Source organism: Bradyrhizobium sp. WSM2254 (assembly GCF_000472645.1).
Taxonomy (GTDB): domain Bacteria; phylum Pseudomonadota; class Alphaproteobacteria; order Rhizobiales; family Xanthobacteraceae; genus Bradyrhizobium; species Bradyrhizobium niftali.
Genome location: NZ_AXAB01000002.1, coordinates 404129 through 425594, shown reverse-complemented (window position 1 = coordinate 425594; position 21466 = coordinate 404129). Strand labels below are relative to the sequence as shown.

Annotated in this window: 20 protein-coding genes; 11 read left to right on the top strand and 9 right to left on the bottom strand. The window is 64.7% G+C overall.

Annotation, left to right across the window (positions count from 1 at the left end; genetic code table 11):
• Positions 1–26: 26 nt before the first annotated feature.
• From A3M7_RS0104495 to A3M7_RS0104475, 5 genes are all read right to left on the bottom strand, one after another.
• Positions 27–1016 (bottom strand): hydroxyacid dehydrogenase, encoded by a 990-nt coding sequence (locus tag A3M7_RS0104495; RefSeq protein WP_027542847.1) that lies wholly within the window; start codon positions 1014–1016, stop codon positions 27–29.
• A 34-nt stretch (positions 1017–1050) separates the two neighbouring features.
• Positions 1051–2151 (bottom strand): ABC transporter ATP-binding protein, encoded by a 1101-nt coding sequence (locus tag A3M7_RS0104490; protein WP_027542846.1) that lies wholly within the window; start codon positions 2149–2151, stop codon positions 1051–1053.
• A gap of 6 nt (positions 2152–2157) precedes the next feature.
• A complete protein-coding gene (locus tag A3M7_RS0104485) occupies positions 2158–3069 on the bottom strand; it encodes a carbohydrate ABC transporter permease (protein WP_027542845.1) in 912 nt (303 codons plus the stop codon).
• A complete protein-coding gene (locus A3M7_RS0104480) occupies positions 3069–4007 on the bottom strand; it encodes a carbohydrate ABC transporter permease (RefSeq protein WP_027542844.1) in 939 nt (312 codons plus the stop codon). Before A3M7_RS0104480 ends, A3M7_RS0104485 begins: the two co-directional genes overlap by 1 nt.
• A 131-nt stretch (positions 4008–4138) precedes the next feature.
• Positions 4139–5479, bottom strand: a complete 1341-nt coding sequence (locus A3M7_RS0104475; protein WP_027542843.1) for an ABC transporter substrate-binding protein — start codon at positions 5477–5479, stop codon at positions 4139–4141.
• A gap of 516 nt (positions 5480–5995) precedes the next feature.
• On the opposite strand from A3M7_RS0104475, the gene A3M7_RS0104470 reads away from it, so the two are divergent.
• A complete protein-coding gene (locus A3M7_RS0104470; RefSeq protein WP_027542842.1) occupies positions 5996–6784 on the top strand; it encodes a Spy/CpxP family protein refolding chaperone in 789 nt (262 codons plus the stop codon).
• 111 nt (positions 6785–6895) lie between these two features.
• Complete coding sequence (locus A3M7_RS0104465; protein ID WP_027542841.1) at positions 6896–7273, top strand: response regulator; 378 nt, start codon at positions 6896–6898, stop codon at positions 7271–7273.
• A gap of 123 nt (positions 7274–7396) precedes the next feature.
• Here A3M7_RS0104465 and A3M7_RS49500 read toward each other — a convergent pair whose 3' ends face one another.
• The 3 genes from A3M7_RS49500 to glk form a co-directional block, all read right to left on the bottom strand.
• Positions 7397–7552 carry a hypothetical protein gene (locus A3M7_RS49500; protein ID WP_198033693.1) on the bottom strand — a complete coding sequence of 52 codons (156 nt, stop codon included), beginning with the start codon at positions 7550–7552 and terminating at the stop codon, positions 7397–7399.
• A gap of 146 nt (positions 7553–7698) precedes the next feature.
• Complete coding sequence (locus tag A3M7_RS0104455) at positions 7699–7902, bottom strand: hypothetical protein (RefSeq protein ID WP_027542840.1); 204 nt, start codon at positions 7900–7902, stop codon at positions 7699–7701.
• 144 nt (positions 7903–8046) lie between these two features.
• Positions 8047–9033 (bottom strand): glucokinase, encoded by a 987-nt coding sequence (gene glk, locus A3M7_RS0104450; RefSeq protein WP_027542839.1) that lies wholly within the window; start codon positions 9031–9033, stop codon positions 8047–8049.
• A gap of 253 nt (positions 9034–9286) precedes the next feature.
• Here glk and pncA point away from each other — a divergent pair, with 253 nt between their 5' ends.
• From pncA to A3M7_RS0104395, 9 genes are all read left to right on the top strand, one after another.
• Positions 9287–9931 carry a bifunctional nicotinamidase/pyrazinamidase gene (gene pncA / locus A3M7_RS0104445; RefSeq protein WP_027542838.1) on the top strand — a complete coding sequence of 215 codons (645 nt, stop codon included), beginning with the start codon at positions 9287–9289 and terminating at the stop codon, positions 9929–9931.
• 16 nt (positions 9932–9947) lie between these two features.
• A complete protein-coding gene (locus A3M7_RS0104440) occupies positions 9948–11063 on the top strand; it encodes an alpha/beta fold hydrolase (RefSeq protein WP_027542837.1) in 1116 nt (371 codons plus the stop codon).
• Between the two features lie 136 nt (positions 11064–11199).
• Positions 11200–13233 (top strand): NAD(+) synthase, encoded by a 2034-nt coding sequence (locus A3M7_RS0104435; protein WP_027542836.1) that lies wholly within the window; start codon positions 11200–11202, stop codon positions 13231–13233.
• A 514-nt stretch (positions 13234–13747) separates the two neighbouring features.
• Entirely contained in the window at positions 13748–14563 is an 816-nt protein-coding gene (locus tag A3M7_RS0104420) for a sugar phosphate isomerase/epimerase (protein ID WP_027542835.1), read from the top strand.
• A gap of 30 nt (positions 14564–14593) precedes the next feature.
• Positions 14594–16231 carry an ABC transporter substrate-binding protein gene (locus A3M7_RS0104415; RefSeq protein ID WP_027542834.1) on the top strand — a complete coding sequence of 546 codons (1638 nt, stop codon included), beginning with the start codon at positions 14594–14596 and terminating at the stop codon, positions 16229–16231.
• Position 16232: 1 nt separating this feature from the next.
• Positions 16233–17216, top strand: a complete 984-nt coding sequence (locus A3M7_RS0104410; RefSeq protein WP_027542833.1) for an ABC transporter ATP-binding protein — start codon at positions 16233–16235, stop codon at positions 17214–17216.
• Positions 17213–18205 carry an ABC transporter ATP-binding protein gene (locus tag A3M7_RS0104405; protein ID WP_027542832.1) on the top strand — a complete coding sequence of 331 codons (993 nt, stop codon included), beginning with the start codon at positions 17213–17215 and terminating at the stop codon, positions 18203–18205. The genes A3M7_RS0104410 and A3M7_RS0104405 overlap by 4 nt, the downstream gene beginning before the upstream one ends.
• Positions 18205–19134: an ABC transporter permease gene (locus tag A3M7_RS0104400; protein ID WP_027542831.1), complete on the top strand. Its 930-nt coding sequence runs from the start codon at positions 18205–18207 to the stop codon at positions 19132–19134. Before A3M7_RS0104405 ends, A3M7_RS0104400 begins: the two co-directional genes overlap by 1 nt.
• Positions 19131–19991, top strand: coding sequence for an ABC transporter permease (locus tag A3M7_RS0104395; RefSeq protein ID WP_027542830.1), 861 nt, complete (start codon positions 19131–19133; stop codon positions 19989–19991). The genes A3M7_RS0104400 and A3M7_RS0104395 overlap by 4 nt, the downstream gene beginning before the upstream one ends.
• A 47-nt stretch (positions 19992–20038) precedes the next feature.
• Here A3M7_RS0104395 and A3M7_RS0104390 read toward each other — a convergent pair whose 3' ends face one another.
• Positions 20039–21415, bottom strand: coding sequence for a SagB family peptide dehydrogenase (locus A3M7_RS0104390; protein ID WP_049823201.1), 1377 nt, complete (start codon positions 21413–21415; stop codon positions 20039–20041).
• Positions 21416–21466 lie beyond the last annotated feature (51 nt).

The following is a 21466-nucleotide window of genomic DNA, read 5'->3' as shown; positions in this document are numbered from 1 at the left end:
CTTTAGCCGCCCGCCCTGCGGTTTGCTTAGCCCAGCACGTCCTGATTGATGATGTTCTGCCGGATGGGATCGCCGTCCAGCACGCTCAGGATGTTGCGTGCCGTCTGCTCGCTCATGCGGCTCACCGACTCGACCGTGACGCCCGCGACATGCGGGGCCATGATGACGTTGGGCAGCGCGAACAGCGCATTGCTGACCGGCGGCGGCTCCACCTCGAACACGTCGATGCCGGCGCCGGCGAGCTTTCCGGACGTGAGCGCGTCGTACAGCGCCGCTTCCTTCACGATGCCGCCCCGTGCGGTGTTGATGAGATAGGATTTCGGCTTCATCCGGCCGATCCGGGCCGCGTCGAACAGGCCGACCGTTTCCGGCGTCTTCGGACAATGGATGGTGACGAAGTCGGCATGGGGCAACGCGGCGTCGAGATCGGCGACGGGTTCGCAGCCGGCGGCCTTGACCTCGGCGGCGGGCTTGTAGGGATCGAAGACCTGCACCTTCATTTCCATCGCCAGGCAGCGCTTGGCGGTGCGGCTGCCGATGCGGCCGAAGCCGATGATCAGCACGGTCTTGCCGTAGAGATCGAACGGCAGCATGCCGAGCCGGTCGGCCCATTTGCCGTCCTTGACGCAGGAATGCATCTCCTGCGCGCGTTTTGCCAGCGTCAGCATCATGAAGAGCGCCTGCTCGGCGACCGAGGGCGAGTTGGCGCTGCCCGCGACCATCAGCGGCACCTTGCGGCGGGACAGGGCGGGGACGTCGACGGCGTCGTAGCCGACGCCGATGCGGGTCACCACCTTCATGTCCCGGGATGCCTCGAGCTCGGTCTCGCCGAAAGCGGTGGCGCCGAGCGCCACGCCATGAACCGGGGCATGGCTCTTCAACAGTGCCTCGAAATCCTTCGCCGAGATCAGGTTCGCAAATTCGATGAGCTCGATATCGTCTCGCTGGGTGAGGAGGGCGCGGGCCCCTTGCGACAAAGTTTGTGTAACGAAAATCTTCTTCTTGTTGGTCGCCATCGCTCCCTGCCTGCTCGCGTTTCTTAGGCCGGCGTCACAGCACGACGCCGGTGTCTTCGTTTAGCAGGTGCATATTGTTGAGGTCCATCGCCAAACGCATGGGTGCCCCGTCCTTGGCGCCGGCATTGGGATCGACGCGGCCGCAGACCGGCGTGCCCTCGAGCCCGAAATAGACCAGGGTCTCCATCCCCATCGGCTCGGTGACGTCGAGCACGGTGTCGAAGGTCTCGACGCCCGGCCCCAGATGCGCATGCGCCTCGGTGAGGTGCTCGGGCCGGAGGCCGAGCAGCAGTTTGTCGGTGCGCGGCAGCGCGTTGTAGCGCGCGGCGCGGGCCGCCGGCAGCGCAAAGGCGATGCGATCGGCGAGGCGGATCTGGAGCGTGCCGCCGACGTCCTCCAGCCGGCACGGGATGAAGTTCATCGCCGGCGAGCCGATGAAGCCCGCGACGAAGCGTGTCGCCGGCTTGTGGTAGAGCTCGTTCGGCGTGCCGATCTGCTCGATCCGCCCCTTGTTCATCACCACCACGCGGTCGGCCAGCGTCATCGCCTCGACCTGGTCGTGGGTGACGTAGACCGTCGTGGTGCGCACCTTCTGGTGCACCTTCTTGATCTCGATGCGCATCTGCACGCGCAGCTTGGCGTCGAGGTTGGACAGCGGCTCGTCGAACAGGAAGACCTTGGGATTGCGCACGATGGCGCGCCCCATCGCGACGCGCTGGCGCTGGCCGCCGGAGAGCTGCTTCGGCTTGCGGTCGATCAGGTCGGTGATGTCGAGGAGCCGTGCGGCTTCCGTCACCCGCGCCTTGATCTCGGCCTTGGGATAGTGCTTCAGGCGCAGCCCGAACGACATGTTCTCGGCGACCGTCATGTGCGGGTACAGCGCGTAGTTCTGGAACACCATCGCGATGTCGCGGTCCTTCGGCGGCACGTCGTTGACGACGTCGCCGCCGATCATGATGTCGCCGTCGCTGATGTCCTCGAGACCTGCGATCATGCGTAGCGTCGTCGACTTGCCGCAGCCCGAGGGCCCCACCAGCACGATGAACTCATGGTCGGCGATATCAAGGTCGATGCCGCGCACGGCTTCGACATCATCGTAACGCTTGACGACCTTCCGCAATGCAACGTCAGCCATGAGACATCAACCCTTTGTCGCGCCGGCGGTCAGGCCGGCAATGTAGTAGTCCATCAGGAAGGCATAGATGATCAGCGGCGGGGCTGCGCCGAGCAGTGCGCCGGTCATGATCTGCCCCCAGTTGAAGACATCGCCCTTGATCAGCGTGGTGGTGATGCCGACCGGCAGCACGAGCTGATCGATCGACGTCGTGAACACCAGGGGATAGAGGAACTGCGCCCAGGATACCGTGAAGGCGAAGATGGTCGCGGCGATCAGGCCGGGCAGGGCGACGGGGATGAAGATCCGCGTCAGGGTCTGGAGCCAGGAGGCGCCGTCGATGATCGCAGCCTCATCGAGCTCCTTCGGGATCGAGGCGAAATAGCCGATCATGATCCAGGTGCAGAACGGCACCGTCAGTGTCGGATAGATGAACAGCAGCACGTACCAGCGGTTCAGCAGCGTGATGCCGGTGATGTCCTGGACCAGCGCCAGCATCTTGAACAGCGGGATGAAGAGGAGGCTGTCCGGGACCAGGTAGGTCAGGAATACGCCGGTGGCGAGCGTCGTCGAGCCCCAGAACTTCATCCGCGCCAGCGCAAAGGCCGCAGGTATGCTGATCAGCATCGTGACGACCACGACCACCAGGGACACGATAGACGAATTCCAGAAGAACCGCAGGAATTGGTTCGACGTCAGGAGTTCGACATAGTTCGCCAGCGTTGGGTGGAATACCCACCAGGGATTGGTCGCCGCCGAGATCTCCGCGCTGCTCTTGAGCGAGGTGATCACCATGTAGAGCGGCGGCGTCAGAAAGAAGATCGCGAACAGCACCAGGAAGAAATAGGACCAGCGCAGCGCCCAGGCGCGGTCGCGGCTCATGCTGCCATATTTGACCTTGCGCCGCGGACCGCCCTTGTCGATTGCAAGCGTGCTCATCACGACTCGTTCCCACGTTTGTTGACGTCGCGCAGGATGAAGATCGCTGCGACGGCGAGAATGGGGACCATGAACAGGGAGACACTGGCGCCGAGCGGAATGTCGTTACTCTCGATGCCGACCCGGAACGCGTAGGTCGCGAAGATCTGGGTCTGGTCGAGCGGCCCGCCCGAGGTCAGGATGCGTACGATGTCGAAATTGGCGAAGGTGACGATCAGCGAGAACAGGGTGGTGATGGCGATGATGTTGCGCATCATCGGAAGGGTGATGAACCAGATCTTCTGCCACCAGTTGGCACCGTCGATCGCGGCGGCCTCGTAGAGCTGGTCCGGCACCGATTTCAGCGCCGCCAGATACATGATCAGGAAGAACGGTGCGCCGTACCAGACGTTGACGAGAATGACGGAAAAGCGCGCCCACGCGGCATCGCCGAGCCAGTTGATGGGGCCGATGCCGAACAAGGAGAGTGTGTAGTTGAACGCACTGTAGGAGGGGTCGAACAGCCACAGCCAGGCCAGCGTGCTCATCGCCGGTGGGATCACCCAGGGCACCAGCAGCATGCCGCGCCATTTGCGCTGACCCTTGGCCGGAATGTTGTGCACGAAATGCGCGACGATGAAGCCGATCAGCGCCTTGAAGAACACGGCGCTGACCGCGAAAATGCAGGACTGCTTCACCACCATCCAGAACGTCTCGCGCTTGAACAAGAAGGTGAAGTTGCCGAAGCCGACGAATTTCTGCATCGACTTGTTCAGCGTCGCGAGGTGAATCGAGAACAGTGCAGGGTAGAGCACGAACAGTGCGATCAGCAGGATCAGCGGCAGCGTCAGGAAAAACGCCACTGTCGACTTCCGCTTCAACGCATTGTGCAGGCTCCCTCCCTTGCGTGCGCTCGTTGTGCGAGCGGCGCGAGCGTGCTGAACGACGACATCGGCCATGACCGAACCTTCCTTGCAGAATGTCTGTTCGCGAAGCCGGCCGCTCGGTCGGCTTCATCGGATCAACATCGAACGGCGGATTGTGCTGGCGGCTCACGCCGGAGGCGTGAACCGCCGTTGCACATCCCGGTTCAGGTTCGCATGAAGCCTTCGCACTCGCCCTCGGCCCAGGCGAGCGTGGTCTCCATCTTCTCTCCCTGCGCAAAGCGGAGCGCCATCTTGGTCAGGATCGCCTGTGCGTAGATCTGCTGGGCGATCTTTGGCGGTGCAGGAGAGGCCGCAATCGACAGCGTCTGATGATTGTGGGGGTTGGGATAGTGATAGAGGGTTCCTTTCGGCGGCTCTACCTCGGCCCACGTCTTCAACATCGTCATGTTCGCATAGGCGGGCAGGTCGTAGCCACCGCTGGCAGAGACGAACTTCTCGATCGACGACGCCTGCGACAAATGGGTGAGCAGGCTCTTGGCCGCTTCCTTGTTCTTGGAGAAGTTCCAGAGGCCCCAGTAGTACGGCAGATAGGGCGCAAAGCGGCCTTTCGGGCCGGACGGGAAGCCGTGCGTCCAGCATTGTTCGGCGACCTGCGGTGCGTCGCGCTTGGCCACCGCCCAGGCGCTTGGCGGATTCATGATGAGGGCGCCCCGGCCGGAGATCAGCCATTTGTTGTTCGAGGCGTCATCCCAGGATGGTGCGTCCGGTGGCAGGAAGGCGATCAGCTTCTTGTAATATTCGAGCGCCTGACGGACCTGATCGGTCTTCACCGTGGGCTCGCCCTTGGCGTTGACGAGTTCGGCGCCGAACGACTGGAAGATCGCACCCGCCGTGTCGACACTGTCGGTGGTTTCGCCAAGGCCGATGCCGAAGGCGAAGCCGCCTTTCTGACAAGCTTCGGCGGCCTTGAGGAAGGTCTCCATGTTCCAGCTGTCCGCTTTCGGCGGTGCGCCCGCGGGGTACAATTCCTGAATATCGATACCCGCGTACTTCTTCATCAGATCAATGCGGGTGCAGGGCCCCTTGATCTGGCTCCCGGGGGTGGCGGGGACGGCAAGCCATTTGCCGGCCGCCTGTCCGAGATATTTCACGGTGCCGTTCACTTCACCGTTCTGCTTGATCGCCGGCTCCACGACGTCATTCACCGGTTCTAGCTGCTCGGCATAAGCATGCGGCCACCAGGTGTACATCTGAAGAATGTCATGACCGGATTTGGCCTGCGCTTCGGCGGCAACGGTCAGCTCGATCTTCTTGTTGTTGCTGGTGATGTAGTCGATCGAGACTTCGACCTTTTCCTTCGCGGCCCATTCGTTGACCAGAGCCCTGGAGCTGTCGTTGGCGCCGGGTACCCAGTGGTCCCAGAAGCCGATCGAGAGCTTGCCGGCGGCGTAGGCGCCGCGCACGTAGGGCGCGGTGATCAAGGCTGCGGAGGACATGGCAGTTGCGGCAACAAATTGTCGCCGCGTGAGCTTCTTGCGTGACATCTCGTTTCCTCGCTTGGTGTTTTATTGTTCTAGCGTTTCCTCTTAAACTCTTCCGAGTTTTGCTCCTGATTTTCTTGTTGGCGTTTCTTGTTGGAATTCTTGTCGAACGTTTCTCGTTGGTGCCGTCAGCTTCGATCGCAAGTCACGCGAAGCGCGGCAAATTGGTAGCGCGATCAGATCATGATTGATCGCGTCTGTCGAGAAAGCCCGAATGGCCATCGTCTAGAACTAACGTTGTGCCCGAAAGCGCGGCAGCGCCTCTGGTGCCACGCGCCGGAGGTGAGCCGCGGCTGCTCCTTTTGCGACGCACACGTAACGCGAACCGGCCTGGGACGATCCGTGCGCAATTACGCCGCAGTTTCGAATAAGCCTGCATAACCGCTTCGCGCGAAAGACTTTTCGGGCGTGGACAGCAATTGGCTGCGTCTGGACCTCGAAGCGGCGGAAACGATAGTGTTGCAACCGGCGGGTGGCTTCCACCCGGACAGGCCAATCAGTTCGACGATGGAGACGAGAATGATCAACCCGGCGCCGCCAACGCGGCTTTACCTGCGACGATGGCTCGCGCTGGGGTCCGTGCTCGCGCTGCTGCTCGGCGCAGCCGCGGTCGCGAACGCTCAAGGATTGGTCAAAGGCGTTCAGGAGGGGGCGGCAGCCGGGAACAAGGCGGCGGGTCCGGTCGGTGGCGTGCTCGGCGGTGCGATCGGCGGCGTGGTCGGCGTTTTCACCGGCGTGCTCGGTGTCGGCAACAATGGCAATCAAGCGCCGGCGGCCAAGGACGCAAGCAAGGACGCCAACAAGGACGCCAAGCAGCAGCAGGGCGCCGGCAAGGACAAGGATGCCAAGGGCGCCAAGGCGGGCAAGGGTGCCAAGGCGAGCAAGGAAGCCAAGAATGCGCCTCAGGACAACAAGGATGTCACGGTCCTCACCCAGAGCGGCGCGCCGCAGCAGAGCGCCGAGCAGATCGTCGCCAACAGCGATTCCTATATCGAGCGGATCAAGACCGAGCTGAATCTCACCCCTGATCAGGAGAAGCACTGGTACGGGTTCTCCAGCGCCATGCACTACCTTGGACATAATGGTGCAGAGCGGCTCAACCTCCGGGTTGCGCGCGCCAAGCGGGATCCGCCCGACGACATCATCGAGCAGATGCGCAACGAGGCGCAGTTCCTGATCGATCGGGCCGCCGACCAGCGCAATGTGGCCGATGCCGCCGAACCGCTCTATTCGAGCCTCGACGACAAGCAGAGGCAGGTCTTCATCCAGGAGATGGTGCGCCTCAGCCACGAGCGCGGGTTGGATTAATCAAGTTGAATCGGATCGCCGGCGTCCGAATTAACGGCGCCCGCCACGAATTCGTGAATCCTCTCCGTAATTCGGGTATGGTTAGCTTCGCAAGCTGACTGCGGGGTTGATATGGCGGACAGACTCTCCGTTTTCCTGGTCGAAGACGAGGCGTTGATCCGGATGATGATGGCTGACATGGTGGAGGAGCTCGGCCACCATGTCGTCGCGGAAGCGGACAATGTCCGGGACGCGAGTGCCTTTGCCATGACCGCGCAATACGATCTCGCCATCCTCGACATCAACCTCATGGGACTCTACGTCGATCCCGTCGCCGACCTGATCGAGCGCCGCGGAAAGCCGTTTCTGTTCGCCACCGGCTACGGACCGGAACTGCTGCCGTCGTTGCTCCGCCGCAGGCCGATCCTGCGCAAGCCGATTGCGATCGATCAGCTCAAGGCGATGATCGATTCGATGTTTCCGGAAGCCACGGCGAAGGCGCCGCACTGAGCGAGGGCACTGGGCGACGGCGACGGCGCCGCGCCGGGCGACGGCGAAAGCGCCGCGCTGGGAGCACCAACGAAAATGGCCGCCCGTCGGGGCGGCCATTCGACGAAGGAATTCCTCGGGTTCTCAGATCAGGCTGGCGGTGAGGTCGATGCCGCGCGCCATCAGGCCGAACGAGGCGACGAGGCCCGTGCAGCAGAACAGCAAGATGGTCTTGAACGAAGAAGCGGCGAAACGCGTTTCGACGGCGGCCGGCATTGCGGCGAGCGAAATCATGCTCATGTTCATTCCCCCCTTTGTTGACCCCTGAATTGCATCAGGTGAGGGAACTCTTAGAGCAAAAGGTTTGACGCGAGATTGCGAGGGATCGTTAACGAAATCGCAATCGACTCGCGGAGTCGCGCCGTTCCGGCGCGGGATTGCAAGTCTCAGTTGCGACCGTTCTTCAGCACCGTGGCGATGGTATGGGCCGTCATCGCGGCGCGATCCGAGGCGCGCTGGGCGGCCAGCCGGTCTCGCGCCTTTTCCTCGATCAAGACCTCGATCAGCGCCAGCCGTTTGTCCTCGTCATCCGCCTCGGTCAGCAGACGGTGGTAGCGGTGATAGTCGAAGCCCAGATCCTGCTTACGCATGTCACGCCCCCGCAACTACGCCACACACTCAAGGGGGATTGTTTCTCATCGGGAACAAACGAGCAAGCACGATCCTGCGTGGAACCGTTCGTACGTTGCAATCTCCTGTGAATTACCGGAACCGCGCAGCTGGGCACTCGCGCCTCAATCCACATTGTGGTCGGCGAACATCTTCAGACCGACGAAGCTGGCGTCGGGCTTCGTGACCAGCCGGGTCGGGATGTTGCGCAAATAGTCCTGGAAGCGTCCCTTGGCTTCGAAGCGTGCGCGGAAGGCCGAGGCTGCGAGGAAGTCCGGGAAGCGCGGCACGATCCCGCCGGCGATATAGACGCCGCCGCGGGCACCGAAGGTCACCGCGAGATTGCCCGCGACCGAGCCCAGGATGGCGCAAAACATCTCCAGCGTCGCGCGGCTGACCGGGCAGCTGCCGTCCAGGGCCGCCTTGGTGATGGCGGCCGCGTCGCGGTGCGGCACCTGGGCGCCGTCGATCTCCGCCAGCGCCTCGTAGAGGCTTTGCAAACCCGAGCCCGACAACGCGCCGCGCTCGATGGAGACATGGCCGAAACGCCGGCGCAGGCACGCGATCACCCGCTCCTCGCGCTCGTTCTCTGCCGGCAGGGTGGCGTGGCCCGCCTCGGTGACGACGGCCAGCCGCGCACCATGCCGCTCGACCAGACAGGAGACGCCAAAACCGGTTCCGGGCCCGACCACCAGCAAGGGTTCTCCGGGAAGGCCATCTTGTCCGCCGAGCGGGATCAGATCGGCGGACCGCAAGGCGGGCAGGGACCAGGCGACCACCTCGAAATCGTTGAGCACATGGACGCTGTCGAAGCCGAGCGTCGGCTGGAGTTCGTTGCCGTCGATGACCCAGGGGCTGTTGGTCATGACACAGCGGTTGTTGGTGACGGGACCCGCGACGGCCAGCACGGCTCTTTGGGGCGGCTCGCCGCCAGCCCGGCGCGCCAGCACGTCGACAATGGCTTCCTGGACGGTCGGGAAGTCGGCGACCTTCACATAGTCGATCGGCCCGGTCTGGTCGCCGTTGCCAGGTCCGCTTTGGCTCAGCGCAAAGCGCGCATTGGTGCCGCCGATATCGGCGAGAAGAATTTTTCCTGTCTTGCCGATACCCATAGCCATTTGGTTGCCGCGGCCTTGCCGGCCTTCGGGAACCTTTGCCTCCGCTCTTGATCCGATCCGCAGTTTGCGGACGGTCTGAGAATCCTCGCTTGATTGTGCCTAGTCAACACGAACAAGACCAAACCGTTGCATCCGGGAGACGATCCTTGCCCGCCAGCGCGATATGGCCATACGGAGTCGGTGGTTGCGAAGCCGCGCCGGAAGATCGACATTGGAGGGAGCGCCCAGCGCCGGTCGCGCCGGGCAGATGGAATGGGGCCTTGCGATGAAGATTTCCGACCGCGACGTGCTGCTGGTGATCGACGTCCAGAACGATTTCTGCACCGGCGGGGCGCTGGCCGTGCCCGGTGGCGAGAAAGTCGTGCCCGCCATCAACCGTATCGCCCAAAAATTCGCCAATGTGGTGCTGACCCAGGACTGGCATCCGGGCGACCACGTCTCCTTCGCGGCGAACCATGCGGGCAAGCAGCCGTTCCAGACCATCGAGCTGGACTACGGCACCCAGGTGCTCTGGCCGACGCATTGTGTGCAGGGCACGGCGGGCGCCGAATTCCATGGCGGGCTGGACGTCACCCGGGCGAGTCTGGTCGTGCGCAAGGGTTTTCGCCGCGGCATCGATTCCTATTCGGCGCTGTTCGAGAACGACCACAGGACACCGACGGGCCTGCTCGGGTACTTGCGCGAGCGCGAGTTGAAGACCGTCTTCGTCGCGGGGCTCGCGCTCGACTTCTGCGTCCGCTTTTCGGCAGAGGACGCCCGCAAGGCCGGGTTCGAAGTCGTGGTGATCGAGGATGCCTGCCGTGGCATCGACCTCGATGGTTCCGTGGCCGCGGCCCATCGCAGTTTTGGCGAGCTCGGCATTTCCGTGATCAGCTTCGAGGCTTTCCTGTGAGAATCGCGAGATAGCCATGGCGGAGAAGACAGGCAAACAGCCGGGCGGGCCGGATCATGTCCCTGGCGATCCGCTGCTGTGGCCGTTTGCGGCGGCGCGGCTCGCCATGGACGCCTGTTTCTGGTGGATGGAGCGCGGGCCGGCCGAGCCGGCCGACAGCAGCCTGCCGTGGACGACGTCCAACACGATCGCGCTGGAGCTTGCGACCATGCGCCTGCGCGATTGCACGAAGGGCCGGTCCGGCCACCCGGCGCTGGTCTGCGCACCCTATGCGCTGCATCGGGCCCTGATCGCCGACTTTGCACCGGGCCACAGCGTGGTGCAGTCGCTGCAAAATGGTGGCATCGACCGGGTCTATCTCACCGACTGGCGCTCGGCCACCCCGGACATGCGCTATCTCTCGATCGACAGCTATCTGTCCGATCTGAACGTTGCCATCGACGAGATCGGCGCGCCGGTCGATCTCGTCGGCCTGTGCCAGGGCGGCTGGCTGTCGCTGCTCTACGCGGCGCGCTTTCCGGCCAAGGTGCGACGGCTGGTGCTAGCAGGCGCTCCGGTCGACCTGTCGATCGATTCCGCGCTATCCCGGCTCGCCCGCAACGCGCCGGGAATGGTCTACGACCAGCTCGTCGCGCGTGGCGGCGGCAATGTCAGTGGCGAGGAGATGCTGCGATTCTGGTCCAGGACGCCAAGCCGCGAGGATATCGCAGTCGCCTTGCAGAAGGGGCTATCCAACGAGGAAGGCGCGGCGCTGCTCGCGCGCTTCGACCAGTGGAACGTGGAGACGCTCGATCTGCCGGGCGCTTATTACCTCGAGATCGTCAACCGGATTTTCCGGGAGAACCGGATTGCCGGCGGCAACTTCGTGGCGCTCGGCCGCGCGATTGATCTGAAGGACGTCAAGGCGCCGATCTTCCTGCTGGCCGGGCTCGACGACGAAGTGGTGCCGGCGACGCAGGCGCTCGCCACCGCCGGCCTTGTCGGCACGCCGCCAGCCTTCATTGCAGCGGCCTCCGAGCCAAGCGATCACCTCGGCCTGTTCATGGGCGCGCGGACCCACGCGCATGCCTGGCCCCGGATCGCCGAGTGGCTGCGCAACGATCTGACGGGCGTCCTGGCCCGCAGCGCCTGAGCTCGCCGGCCAGAGCGAGGCGCAAATCCGTTATGCATGATGGCGGATGGCCTGCACGGGGCCAGATCGATGGGCTACATAGGTGCGGAGCTGACGGCTGCGGCCGGCCGGGAAGAAATTAGAGGTACTGCGCTCGATGACGTTCCACTCGATCTACGCCCACGGATTTGCGCGCGTGGCAGCCTGCGTGACCACCTCCCACGTCGCCGATCCCTCGGCCAATGCCAAGGCCATCCTGGCGGCGGCCAATGCCTGCCACGAACAGTCGGCGGCGGTTGCCGTGTTTCCCGAGCTATGCCTGTCCGGCTATGCGATCGAAGATCTGGTGAAGCAGGACCCGCTGCTCGATGCGGTCGAGCGCGGTCTCGCGGCTATCGTCAAGGCCTCCGCTGCATTGATGACCGTTCTGATCGTCGGCGCGCCGCTGCGCTTTGGCCATCGCATCTACAATTGCGCCGTCGTCATCCATCGCGGCAATTTGCTCGGCGTGGTGCCCAAGAGCTACCTGCCGACCTACCGCGAATTCTACGAGGGACGGCATTTCGCCTCCGGTGCCGGCATCGCCGGTGAGGTGATCGCGATCGGCGATCTGCGCGCGCCCTTCGGCGTCGATCTGCTGTTCGCGGCGGAGGACGTTCCGGGCCTGACCGTCGGCGTCGAGATCTGCGAGGACATGTGGATCCCGGTGACCCCGGCCTCGGAGCTCGCACTTGCAGGCGCCAGCGTGCTGATCAACCTCTCGGGCAGCCCGATCACGATCGGCCGGGCGCGCTCGCGCGCATTGCTGTGCCAGTCGACCTCGGCGCGCTGCCTCGCGGCCTACGTCTATTCCGCTGCCGGGGCAGGGGAATCCACCACCGATCTGGCCTGGGATGGCCAGACCTCGATCTACGAGAACGGCGTGCTGCTGGCCGAAGGCGAGCGGTTCCGCCAGGGGGGCCAGATCACGTTCGCTGACGTCGATCTCGACCTGCTCAGGCAGGAGCGCGCGTTGATGGGGACGTTCGACGACAACCGCCGGCAGCGCGAGGCGTTCTTCCGCAAGGTGACGTTCGCGCTGAAGCCGCCGGTCTCCGACGTCGGCTTCCTGCGCAAGGTCGAGCGCTTCCCGTTCGTGCCGAGTGACGAGAGCCTGCTCGAGCAGGATTGCTACGAGGCCTACAACATCCAGGTCGCCGGCCTCGTGCAGCGCATGCGCGCGACCGGCACCAAGCGCGTCGTCATCGGCGTCTCGGGCGGGCTCGATTCCACCCACGCGCTGATCGTCGCCGCGAAGGCAGTCGACCTGCTCGGCCTGCCGCGCGAGAACATCCTCGCCTACACCATGCCGGGCTTTGCCACCGGCAGCGAGAGCAAGAGCAATGCGCTGGCGCTGATGAAGGCGTTGCAGACGAATTGGCAGGAGCTCGACATCCGCACCACGGCAACCCAGATGCTGAAGGATATCGGCCATCCCTTCGGCAAGGGCGAGAAGGTATACGACGTGACCTTCGAGAACGTGCAGGCGGGTCTGCGCACGGACTATCTGTTCCGCCTTGCCAACCATCACGGCGGCATCGTCATCGGAACCGGCGATCTCTCCGAGCTCGCGCTGGGCTGGTGCACCTACGGCGTCGGCGACCAGATGGCGCATTACAACGTCAATGCCGGCGTGCCGAAGACGCTGATCCAGCATCTGATCCGCTGGGTGATCGCCTCGCAGCAGTTCAGCGACGATGTCAACCGGACGCTTGCCTCGATCCTGTCGGCCGAAATCTCGCCCGAGCTGGTTCCAGTCAAGCCGGGCGAGAAACCGCAGAGCACCGAAGCTTCCGTCGGCCCCTACGAGCTCCAGGACTTCAACCTGTTCTACACGCTCCGCTTCGGCATGCGGCCGTCCAAGATCGCCTTCATGGCGCTGCAAGCGTGGAAGGATGTCGCCAAGGGCGAATGGCCGCCAGCGTTCCCGAACGATCGGCGCAAGGCCTACGATCTTCCCGAGATCCGCCGCTGGCTCGAAGTGTTCCTGCGCCGCTTCTTCGCCTTCAGCCAGTTCAAGCGCTCGGCCATGCCGAACGGCCCGAAGGTTTCGGCCGGCGGCTCGCTGTCGCCGCGTGGCGACTGGCGCGCGCCGTCGGATTCGAGCGCCGCGGCATGGCTCGAGGATCTCGAGCGGAACGTACCGAACTGAATGGCGCGGCGGATCGACATTGCCGGGGAGACGATCGAGCCGCAAACGCGCTAAGCGCCGGAATTGACAAGACCGCGCTGAAACGACAACGCGCCGCCGGGCTGAATCAGCTCGGCGGCGCGTTTGCGTTCGATTTGGAAAGTTTCGAGGTCCGGAGTGCCTAGGAGTCCGGACCTCGTCACCTTGCCCCAGCCTTCAATCCCCCGCCCCATGTGGTCCCCCAACCCCTTGGTGCGCGATCAGAGGGTGATGCCCTTGAAGTGGCCGCCGATCGATGTCTCGCGATGTACGTGAGATCGAAATAGGATTCCATTCCGGATCACTACGGACACGCGCGAGCTTCTTTCTGCGCGAAGCTGCGGGCGCCTAAGCCGACGGCATGGTGCACAAGATCGATGCTGGCGATGCGCAGGATGTCCACATCTCTCGGTGCTGCGGAACCTCGATTTCACTGGCCTGTCATTGAACTGGTCTAGCGCTGCTCCCGTCATTGCTGACGGCCAAGGAGCAAGCCATGTCGAAGCCGGTACTGGGCGCCGCATTGTCCATCAAATCGATCCCCGCACATCGCGACTGGCTTCTGGAACGGCAGCGCGATCTCGAAATCCAGGATTTCTTCCGCGCCGATCTCCTCGATAGCGACTGGCGCGCGACCGCCGGCGACATCAAGCAGATGCTCGCGGGCCACACCGGCCGTCTCGGCATCCACGGACCGTTCTGGGGCTTCAAGATCGACAGCCACGATCCGATGATCCGCCAGGCGGTGACCAAGCGTCTGCTCCAGGGGCTGGAGGCCGCAGAGTTCCTCGGTGCGACGCAGATGGTGATCCATTCGCCGTTCACGACGTGGGACCACAACAATCTCGATCTCTATCCGGACAATCGCGGCAATCTGGTCGAACGGGTCAGGGCGACGCTTGCCGAGGTGATCGCGCGGGCCGAGACGACCGGCTGCGAGATCGTCATCGAGAACATCGAGGACAAGGACCCGCGCGACCGCGTGCGCCTCGCCAAGGCGCTCGAAAGCAACAAGGTCCGCGTCTCGCTCGACACCGGGCATGCGAATTACGCGCACATCTCCACCGGCGCGCCGCCGGTCGACTACTACGTCGAGACCGCAGGCGACATGCTGACGCATGTGCACCTCCAGGACACCGACGGCTTCGCCGACCGGCACTGGGCGCCGGGCGAAGGCAACATTCCGTGGGTTGCCGTGTTCCGCGCGCTGGGCCGGCTGACCTCGAACCCGCGGCTGATCCTCGAACTCCGCAACCACGACGACGTCCGCGCCGGCGCAGCCCATCTCGCCGCGCTTGGTCTCGCTGAATAACCGACCTCATCAAGGGCAGGGCTTATCGTCATGAACAAACTCACCCGTCGCACCATCCTGAAGTCTGGCGGCGCTGCCGCGGGCACGCTTCTCCTGCCGCGCTTTGCGATCGGGCAGGCCGACAACCGTCCGTCGGTGACGATCGCCGTGCAGAAGGTGACAAATTCGAACGTGCTCGACGTGCTGCGCGAGCAATCCAATGTCGGCGAGCGCGTGTTCTTCTCCTCGATCTGGGAGGGCCTGATCTCCAAGAACTGGCGCGGCAGCCTCGAGGCCGTGCCGGGCCTTGCGACCGAGTGGCGTCGCATCGACGACCAGACCGTCGAGGTGAAGCTGCGGCAGGGCGTGAAATTCCACAATGGCGACGAGCTGACGGCCGAGGACGTGGTCTTCACCTTCAGCCGCGAGCGCATGTTCGGCGAGAGCGAGGCCAAGAGCCGCTCCACCATCCAGGCCTTCGAGAAGATTCCGACGCCGCGTCCGGGCAAGGAGCTGCCGCCCGATGTGCCCGCGGTCGCGCGCCGCATCTGGCCGGACCTCGTGCGCGTCGACGCGGTCGACAAGTACACCGTGCGCTTCTACAACGCGACGCCTGACGTCACCATCGAAGGCCGGCTGTCGCGCTACGGCTCCGACATCGCAAACCGCCGGGCCTGGGCGGAATCCGCGAGCTATCTCGATTGGGCGCGCAAGCCGATCACGACGGGGCCGTACAAGGTCGTCGAGCTCAAGCCCGACGTCTCGCTGACGCTGGAAGCGCATGACGAATATTGGGGCGGCCGTCCGCCGCTCAAGCGCATTCGTTTCCTCGAAGTGCCCGAAGTCGCGAGCCGCATCAACGGGCTGCTGTCGGGCGAATACCAGTTCGCCTGCGACATCCCGCCGGACCAGATCGCCGGCATCGAGAAGAACGCGGCGTTCGAAGTGCAGGGCGGCACCATCCTCAATCACCGCCTGACCGTGTTCGACAAGAACCACGCCCAGCTCGCCAATCCGCTGGTGCGGCGCGCCTTCACCCATGCGATCGACCGCCAGGCCATCGTCGACAGCCTGTGGGCCGGCCGCACCCGCGTGCCGAAAGGCCTGCAGTGGGAATTTTACGGCGACATGTTCAACGCCGACTGGAACGTGCCGGCCTATGATCCGAAGCTCGCGCAGGACCTGTTGAAGCAGGCCAACTACAAGGGCGATCCGATCCCGTATCGCCTGCTCAACAACTACTACACCAACCAGGTCGCGACCGCGCAGGTCCTGGTCGAGATGTGGAAGTCGGTCGGCCTCAACGTCCAGATCGAGACCAAGGAGAACTGGTCGCAGATCATGGAACGTGCCCCGACCCGCGCCGTGCGCGACTGGTCGAACTCGGCCGCCTTCAACGATCCGGTCTCCTCGCTGGTCGCCCAGCACGGGCCGAACGGCCAACAGCAGCAGATCGGCGAGTGGACCAACGCCGAGCTGAACACGCTCTCGGAGTTCTTGGAGACCTCGACCGACCGCGCGGCGCGCAAGAAGGCGTTCCGCCGCATGCTGGAGATCGCCGAGCGCGAGGACCCCGCCTTCACGGTGCTGCACCAGAACGCGACCTTCACGGCCAAGCCGAAATCGATCAAGTGGAAGGCATCGCCCGCCTTCGCGATGGATTTCCGCGCCGGCAATTTCGAGGTTTGAGGTGTTGCCGCTGGTCAGCATTGAAGGCCTGAGCGTCGCCTTCAACGGCGTGCCGGTGCTGCGTGGCGTCGATCTCGCCCTGGGCAAGGGCGAGGCCCTCGGCCTCGTCGGCGAATCCGGCTCCGGCAAGTCGGTGACCTGGCTTGCCGCGCTGGGCCTGCTGCCGCGGCATGCACGGGTCTCGGGCTCGGTGCGGCTCGACGGACGTGAAATACTGGGCGCGCCCGCAGCTGAACTCGATCAGGTCAGGGGCGGGCGGGTCGCCATGATCTTCCAGGATCCGGCGAGCGCGCTCAACCCGGTGTTGACCATCCGCAAGCAGCTTTGCGAAGCGCTGGCGCTGCATCGCGATCTCTCCGGAGAAGCGGTGAAAGCCGAAGCGCGGCGGCTGCTCGATATCGTCGGCATTCCCGACGCAGGCCGGCGGCTGTCCGCCTATCCGCACGAATTCTCCGGCGGTCAGGTCCAGCGCATCATGATCGCGATGGCGCTCGCCGGGAATCCCGACCTGCTGATTGCGGACGAGCCGACCACTGCGCTCGACGCCACCATTCAGGCCCAGATCCTGGAGCTGCTCTCATCGATCCGCCGCGAGATGAGCATGGCGATGGTCCTGATCAGCCATGACCTCGGCGTCGTCGCGGAGAATTGCGACCGCGTCGCGGTGATGTATGCCGGCCGCATCATCGAGGAGGCGCCGGCCAACCAGCTCTTCGCTGATCCCGTGCATCCCTATGCGCAGGGCCTGATCGGCGCACTGCCGCCGCTCGACGGTCCGCGCCGGCGTCTCACCGCCATTCCCGGGACGGTGCCCGATCCCGCGAATATGCCTGTTGGCTGTGCGTTCGCGCCGCGCTGTGCATTGGCGGCCGAGCCGTGCGGCCTCGCCGCGCCGAGCCTGGCACCGATCACGAACGACCGTGCCGTCGCATGCATCCGCGCCGAGGCCTCGCGCCGCGCGCTGCTCGGGATCGCCGCCGAATGAGCGCGCCGCTCGTCGAGGTGTCTTCGATCTCGCGCAGCTACAGCATGCGCTCCGGGATGTTTGGCCGCAGCACGGCCGTCCATGCCGTCGACGGTGTGTCGCTGGCCATCCCCAAGGGCGAAACCCTGGGTCTCGTCGGCGAGTCCGGCTCGGGCAAATCCACCACGGGCCGCATCGTGCTCGGCCTCGAGCCGCCCGATCACGGTGAGGTGCGGTTCGACGGCAAGCCGATGGCCGCGCCCGGGGCGGCCGCCTGGCGTGCGCAACGCGCGCGCATGCAGATGATCTTCCAGGACCCGCTGGGTGCGTTGGACCGGCGCCTGCCGGTCGCCACCCAGATCCGGGAGCCTCTGGACATTCATGGGGTAGGTGAGCCCTCCGAACGCGAGGAACGGGTGCGCGAGTTGCTGCGGGCGGTCGAACTCACGCCCGCGCATGGCGCGCGCTATCCGGGCGCACTCTCGGGGGGACAACGCCAGCGCATCGTGCTGGCGCGGGCGCTGGCGACAAAACCTGATTTTCTCGTCTGCGACGAGCCGGTCAGCGCGCTCGACGTCTCGATCCAGGCGCAGGTGGTGAATTTGCTCGCCGATCTTCAGGCTCAGCTTGGTCTCACGCTGCTCTTCATCAGCCACGACCTGCGCGTTGTCAGGCAGATCAGCAATATCGTCGCCGTGATGTATCTGGGCCGCATCGTCGAGATCGGCAGGGCCGACGATCTGTTCGCGCGGCCGCAGCATCCCTATACGCAGGCGCTGGTTTCGGCCTCGCCGGCACCCGGCCGCCGCAGCGCGGGCCGCATCGTGCTGGCGGGCGATCCGCCCAACCCGGCTGCGCGCCCCCGGGGCTGCGCCTTCCATCCGCGCTGCCCGCGCGCAATCGCGCGCTGTGCGAGCGAAGTGCCGGCTCTCTCGGCCGTGGGCGGCAACAGGCAGGTCGCGTGCCATCTGGTGACGGGTCCGCAGGTCGAAACGCGGGACGCCGCGTGATGGGGCGTTATCTTGCCATCCGGATCGGACGCGCGGCCCTGACGATCGTCCTGGTCGTCACCTTCGCCTTCGTCGTGCTGCGGCTATCAGGCGATCCTGCGTTGATGATCCTGGGACCGGAAGCGCCACCGGAGGTCATCGCGGCCTTCCGCAAAGCTTGGGGCCTCGATGATCCCATCTGGTTCCAGTATCTCGATTACTTCAGCGCCATCGCCAAGGGCGAGCTCGGCCGCTCCATGCGCGACGGCCGCCCCGCGATCGAGCTCGTGCTGGAGCGAATTCCGGCGACGCTGGCGCTGACGCTGCCGGCCTTCGTCTTCAAGGTGGCGCTCGGCATTCCCGCCGGCATCTACGCCGCGCTGCATCGCGGCTCTGCGATCGACCGCGCCGTCATGATGACGGCGGTTGCCGGCTTCACCGTGCCGAGCTTCGTGCTGGCGTTGCTGCTGGTGCTCGTCTTCGCCGTGCAGCTGGGATGGCTGCCGTCGGGCGGACAGGACAGCTGGCGCCACGCGATCCTGCCGATCGCGACGCTGAGCCTCGGCGGCGCAGCGGTGCTGGCGCGGTTCACCCGCAGCGCGATGCTGGAGGTGCTGGGCCAGCCCTACATCCGTACGGCGTCCGCCAAGGGTGTGCCGTGGCGCAAGGTGGTGACCTCGCATGCGCTGCCGAACGCGGCGATCCCGACGGTGACCATTCTCGGTTTCATGGTGGGAACGCTGATCGCTGGCGCCGTCGTGGTCGAGAGCGTGTTTTCATGGCCCGGGGTAGGGCGCCTGCTCGTCGTCGCCGTCGCCAACCGCGACCTCGCCGTCGTGCAATGCATCCTGCTGCTGGTCGCACTGACCATGGTCACGTCCAACCTGGTCGTCGACTTCCTCTACGGCTTCCTCGATCCGCGGCTGCGCGCCAAGGGAGCGCATGCATGACCGACGCGACGCTGAAGGACATCTCTCCCCGCCGCCGCATCGGCCTGCCGGCGATCCCGGTGTCTGTTGCGCTTGCGGTCGGCTGGATCGTCGCGATGCTGGTGATCGCGGCCCTCGCCGAGAAGATCGCGCCCTACAGCTTCACCCAGCTCGACCTGCGCAACCGCCTCTCGGCGCCCGGCAATGTCGCGCACTGGCTCGGCACCGACGAGCTCGGCCGCGACGTGCTGTCGCGACTGCTCGTCTCGATCCGCATCTCGCTGCTGATCGCGTTCGGCGCGACCGCGATCTCGGCGATCGTCGGCACCACGCTCGGCTTCCTCGCCGCGCATTTTCGCGGGGCTGTCGAGCAGCTCGTGCTGATGCTGTCCGACTTCCAGGCCAGCATGCCCTTCCTGATCATGGCGCTGGCCGTGCTCGCCTTCTTCGGCAATTCGCTGCCGCTGCTGATCGGCCTGATGGGATTTTTTGGCTGGGAGCGCTATGCCCGCATCGCGCGCGGCTTGGCCATCTCCGCCAATGCGCAAGGCTACGCCGCCGCGGTCCGCCAGCTCGGCGCGACGCCGTCCCGGGTTTACCTCCGGCACATCCTGCCCAACATCGCCTCGACCCTGATCGTGTCGACGACGCTGGTCTTCCCCGAGGTGATCCTGATGGAGTCGGGCCTGTCCTTCCTCGGCCTCGGCGTACAGCCGCCGATGACCAGCCTCGGCAACATGGTCGGCTATGGCCGCGAATACCTCACCCGGGCGCCCTGGATCATGCTGGCGCCGGCGACTACCATCGTCGTGACCACGCTGGCGGTCTCCGTGATCGGCGACTGGCTGCGCGATCGGCTCGATCCGACGCTGCAATAGCGCGACTGGCTTGAGGCGTGCGCCGATTTGCCGTCGGACACCCGCTTCTAGCCTTGGACCTCCGGTTTTTTGCCGCGCCCGAGCGCGAATTGACCGACCGGGCCCTCGATATGGAATTCCAACTCCGTCATTTTCGCGAACAGATCGATGTTGGTGCTGCCAATGGCGCAGCCGCCGAGGCCCATATCGGTCGCCGCCAGGTAAAGCGTCTGAATCAGGCTGCCGACATCCTTCAGGATCAACGAATATGCGATTGAGCTGTATTTCCAGGAGACCCGGCCAAAACGCGCCGCGATCGTGATGAGGATTTGTGGCTGACCCGGCGCGTCCATGGCGAACTGGGCAGCCGTCAAATGCGCCTGGAGTTGTTGGGGGGAAGCGCTGATCGCGACTAGCGCGTGGCTCCCTGCATCGTAGTGGTAGAGTCCGCGCGCAAGCCCGTCGCAGTTCGCGACGGTAAGGTACAATTCTAGCTCGTACGCGCTGCCCGCTGACGGATAAGGCCTTGTGCTGTAGGTGACGTCGGAACCGCCCTCGAAATACGGCTCGCTCTTCCATTCGGACACGACGCGCGCGGTGGTGTCGAGAAGCTGCGCGAGTTCGCCGAGCGTGACCGGATTCTTGTCGTCGAAATCCCGTGTTGAATGGCGTTCGCGCAACAGCCTCGGGAAGCGGGAGTTCGGCTCCGCGGAGGAGAATTTGCGCAGGTCAATCTTGCTGCCGGCCCAGGGCGGACGCACCGCCGGCGACGGCGGAACGACGCCGGCATAGGTGAAGGCGGCGCCGACCGGATTGGCTTGCCGACCCTCCGTGCTCCGCGTGTGAAACACCAGATCGTGGAAATCCCAGAGTACGAGGTTGCCGTCGCCTTCGTTCACCCGCAGGCCTTGTCCGTCCTTCGCATCAAGCTTGAGCAGGATCTGGCTGTCCAGCAACAGTTCGAGCAGATGGAGGGTGGAGGAAGCTATTTTCTGGTTAAGCTTGCCGATCTTCCGAGGCTGCGACAGCGCAGCAAGGGTGGTGGCGATGGCGGGATCGCCAATCCGGAACAGCGCGCCGGCGCGTGGCGATTCCAGCACCAACTCGTTGCCGCGCCGGCGCAGAAAGGCAAAGCGCGACAACACAACGGTGTCACGGCTGCCCAGCTTCGCGCGCCGCGGCCAGTATTCGGGGACTTGGGGCTCGATGACCACGAAGTCCTGCGTGTTACGCGAAGAGGAGAGGCGGTATTCCAGAAGCCCCTGCCGGGCCAAGCGATGCACCAGGGCGTCGACGTCTCTCGCGAGGGCGCTCTTGCCTGCAAAGGACGCGAGCGGAAGGCCGGTGCTCAGATGTCGCGCGCAGTCCATCGCGGCCGCGCTGAATTGCCCGAGGTTGACGGAATAGTCGCCCAGAAAGGCGGCGACGTTTCCATCCGGCTGCATCTGGAGGGAGAAGTGATGGCTCAATCGGGCGGCAATGTCTGGCGCGATCTT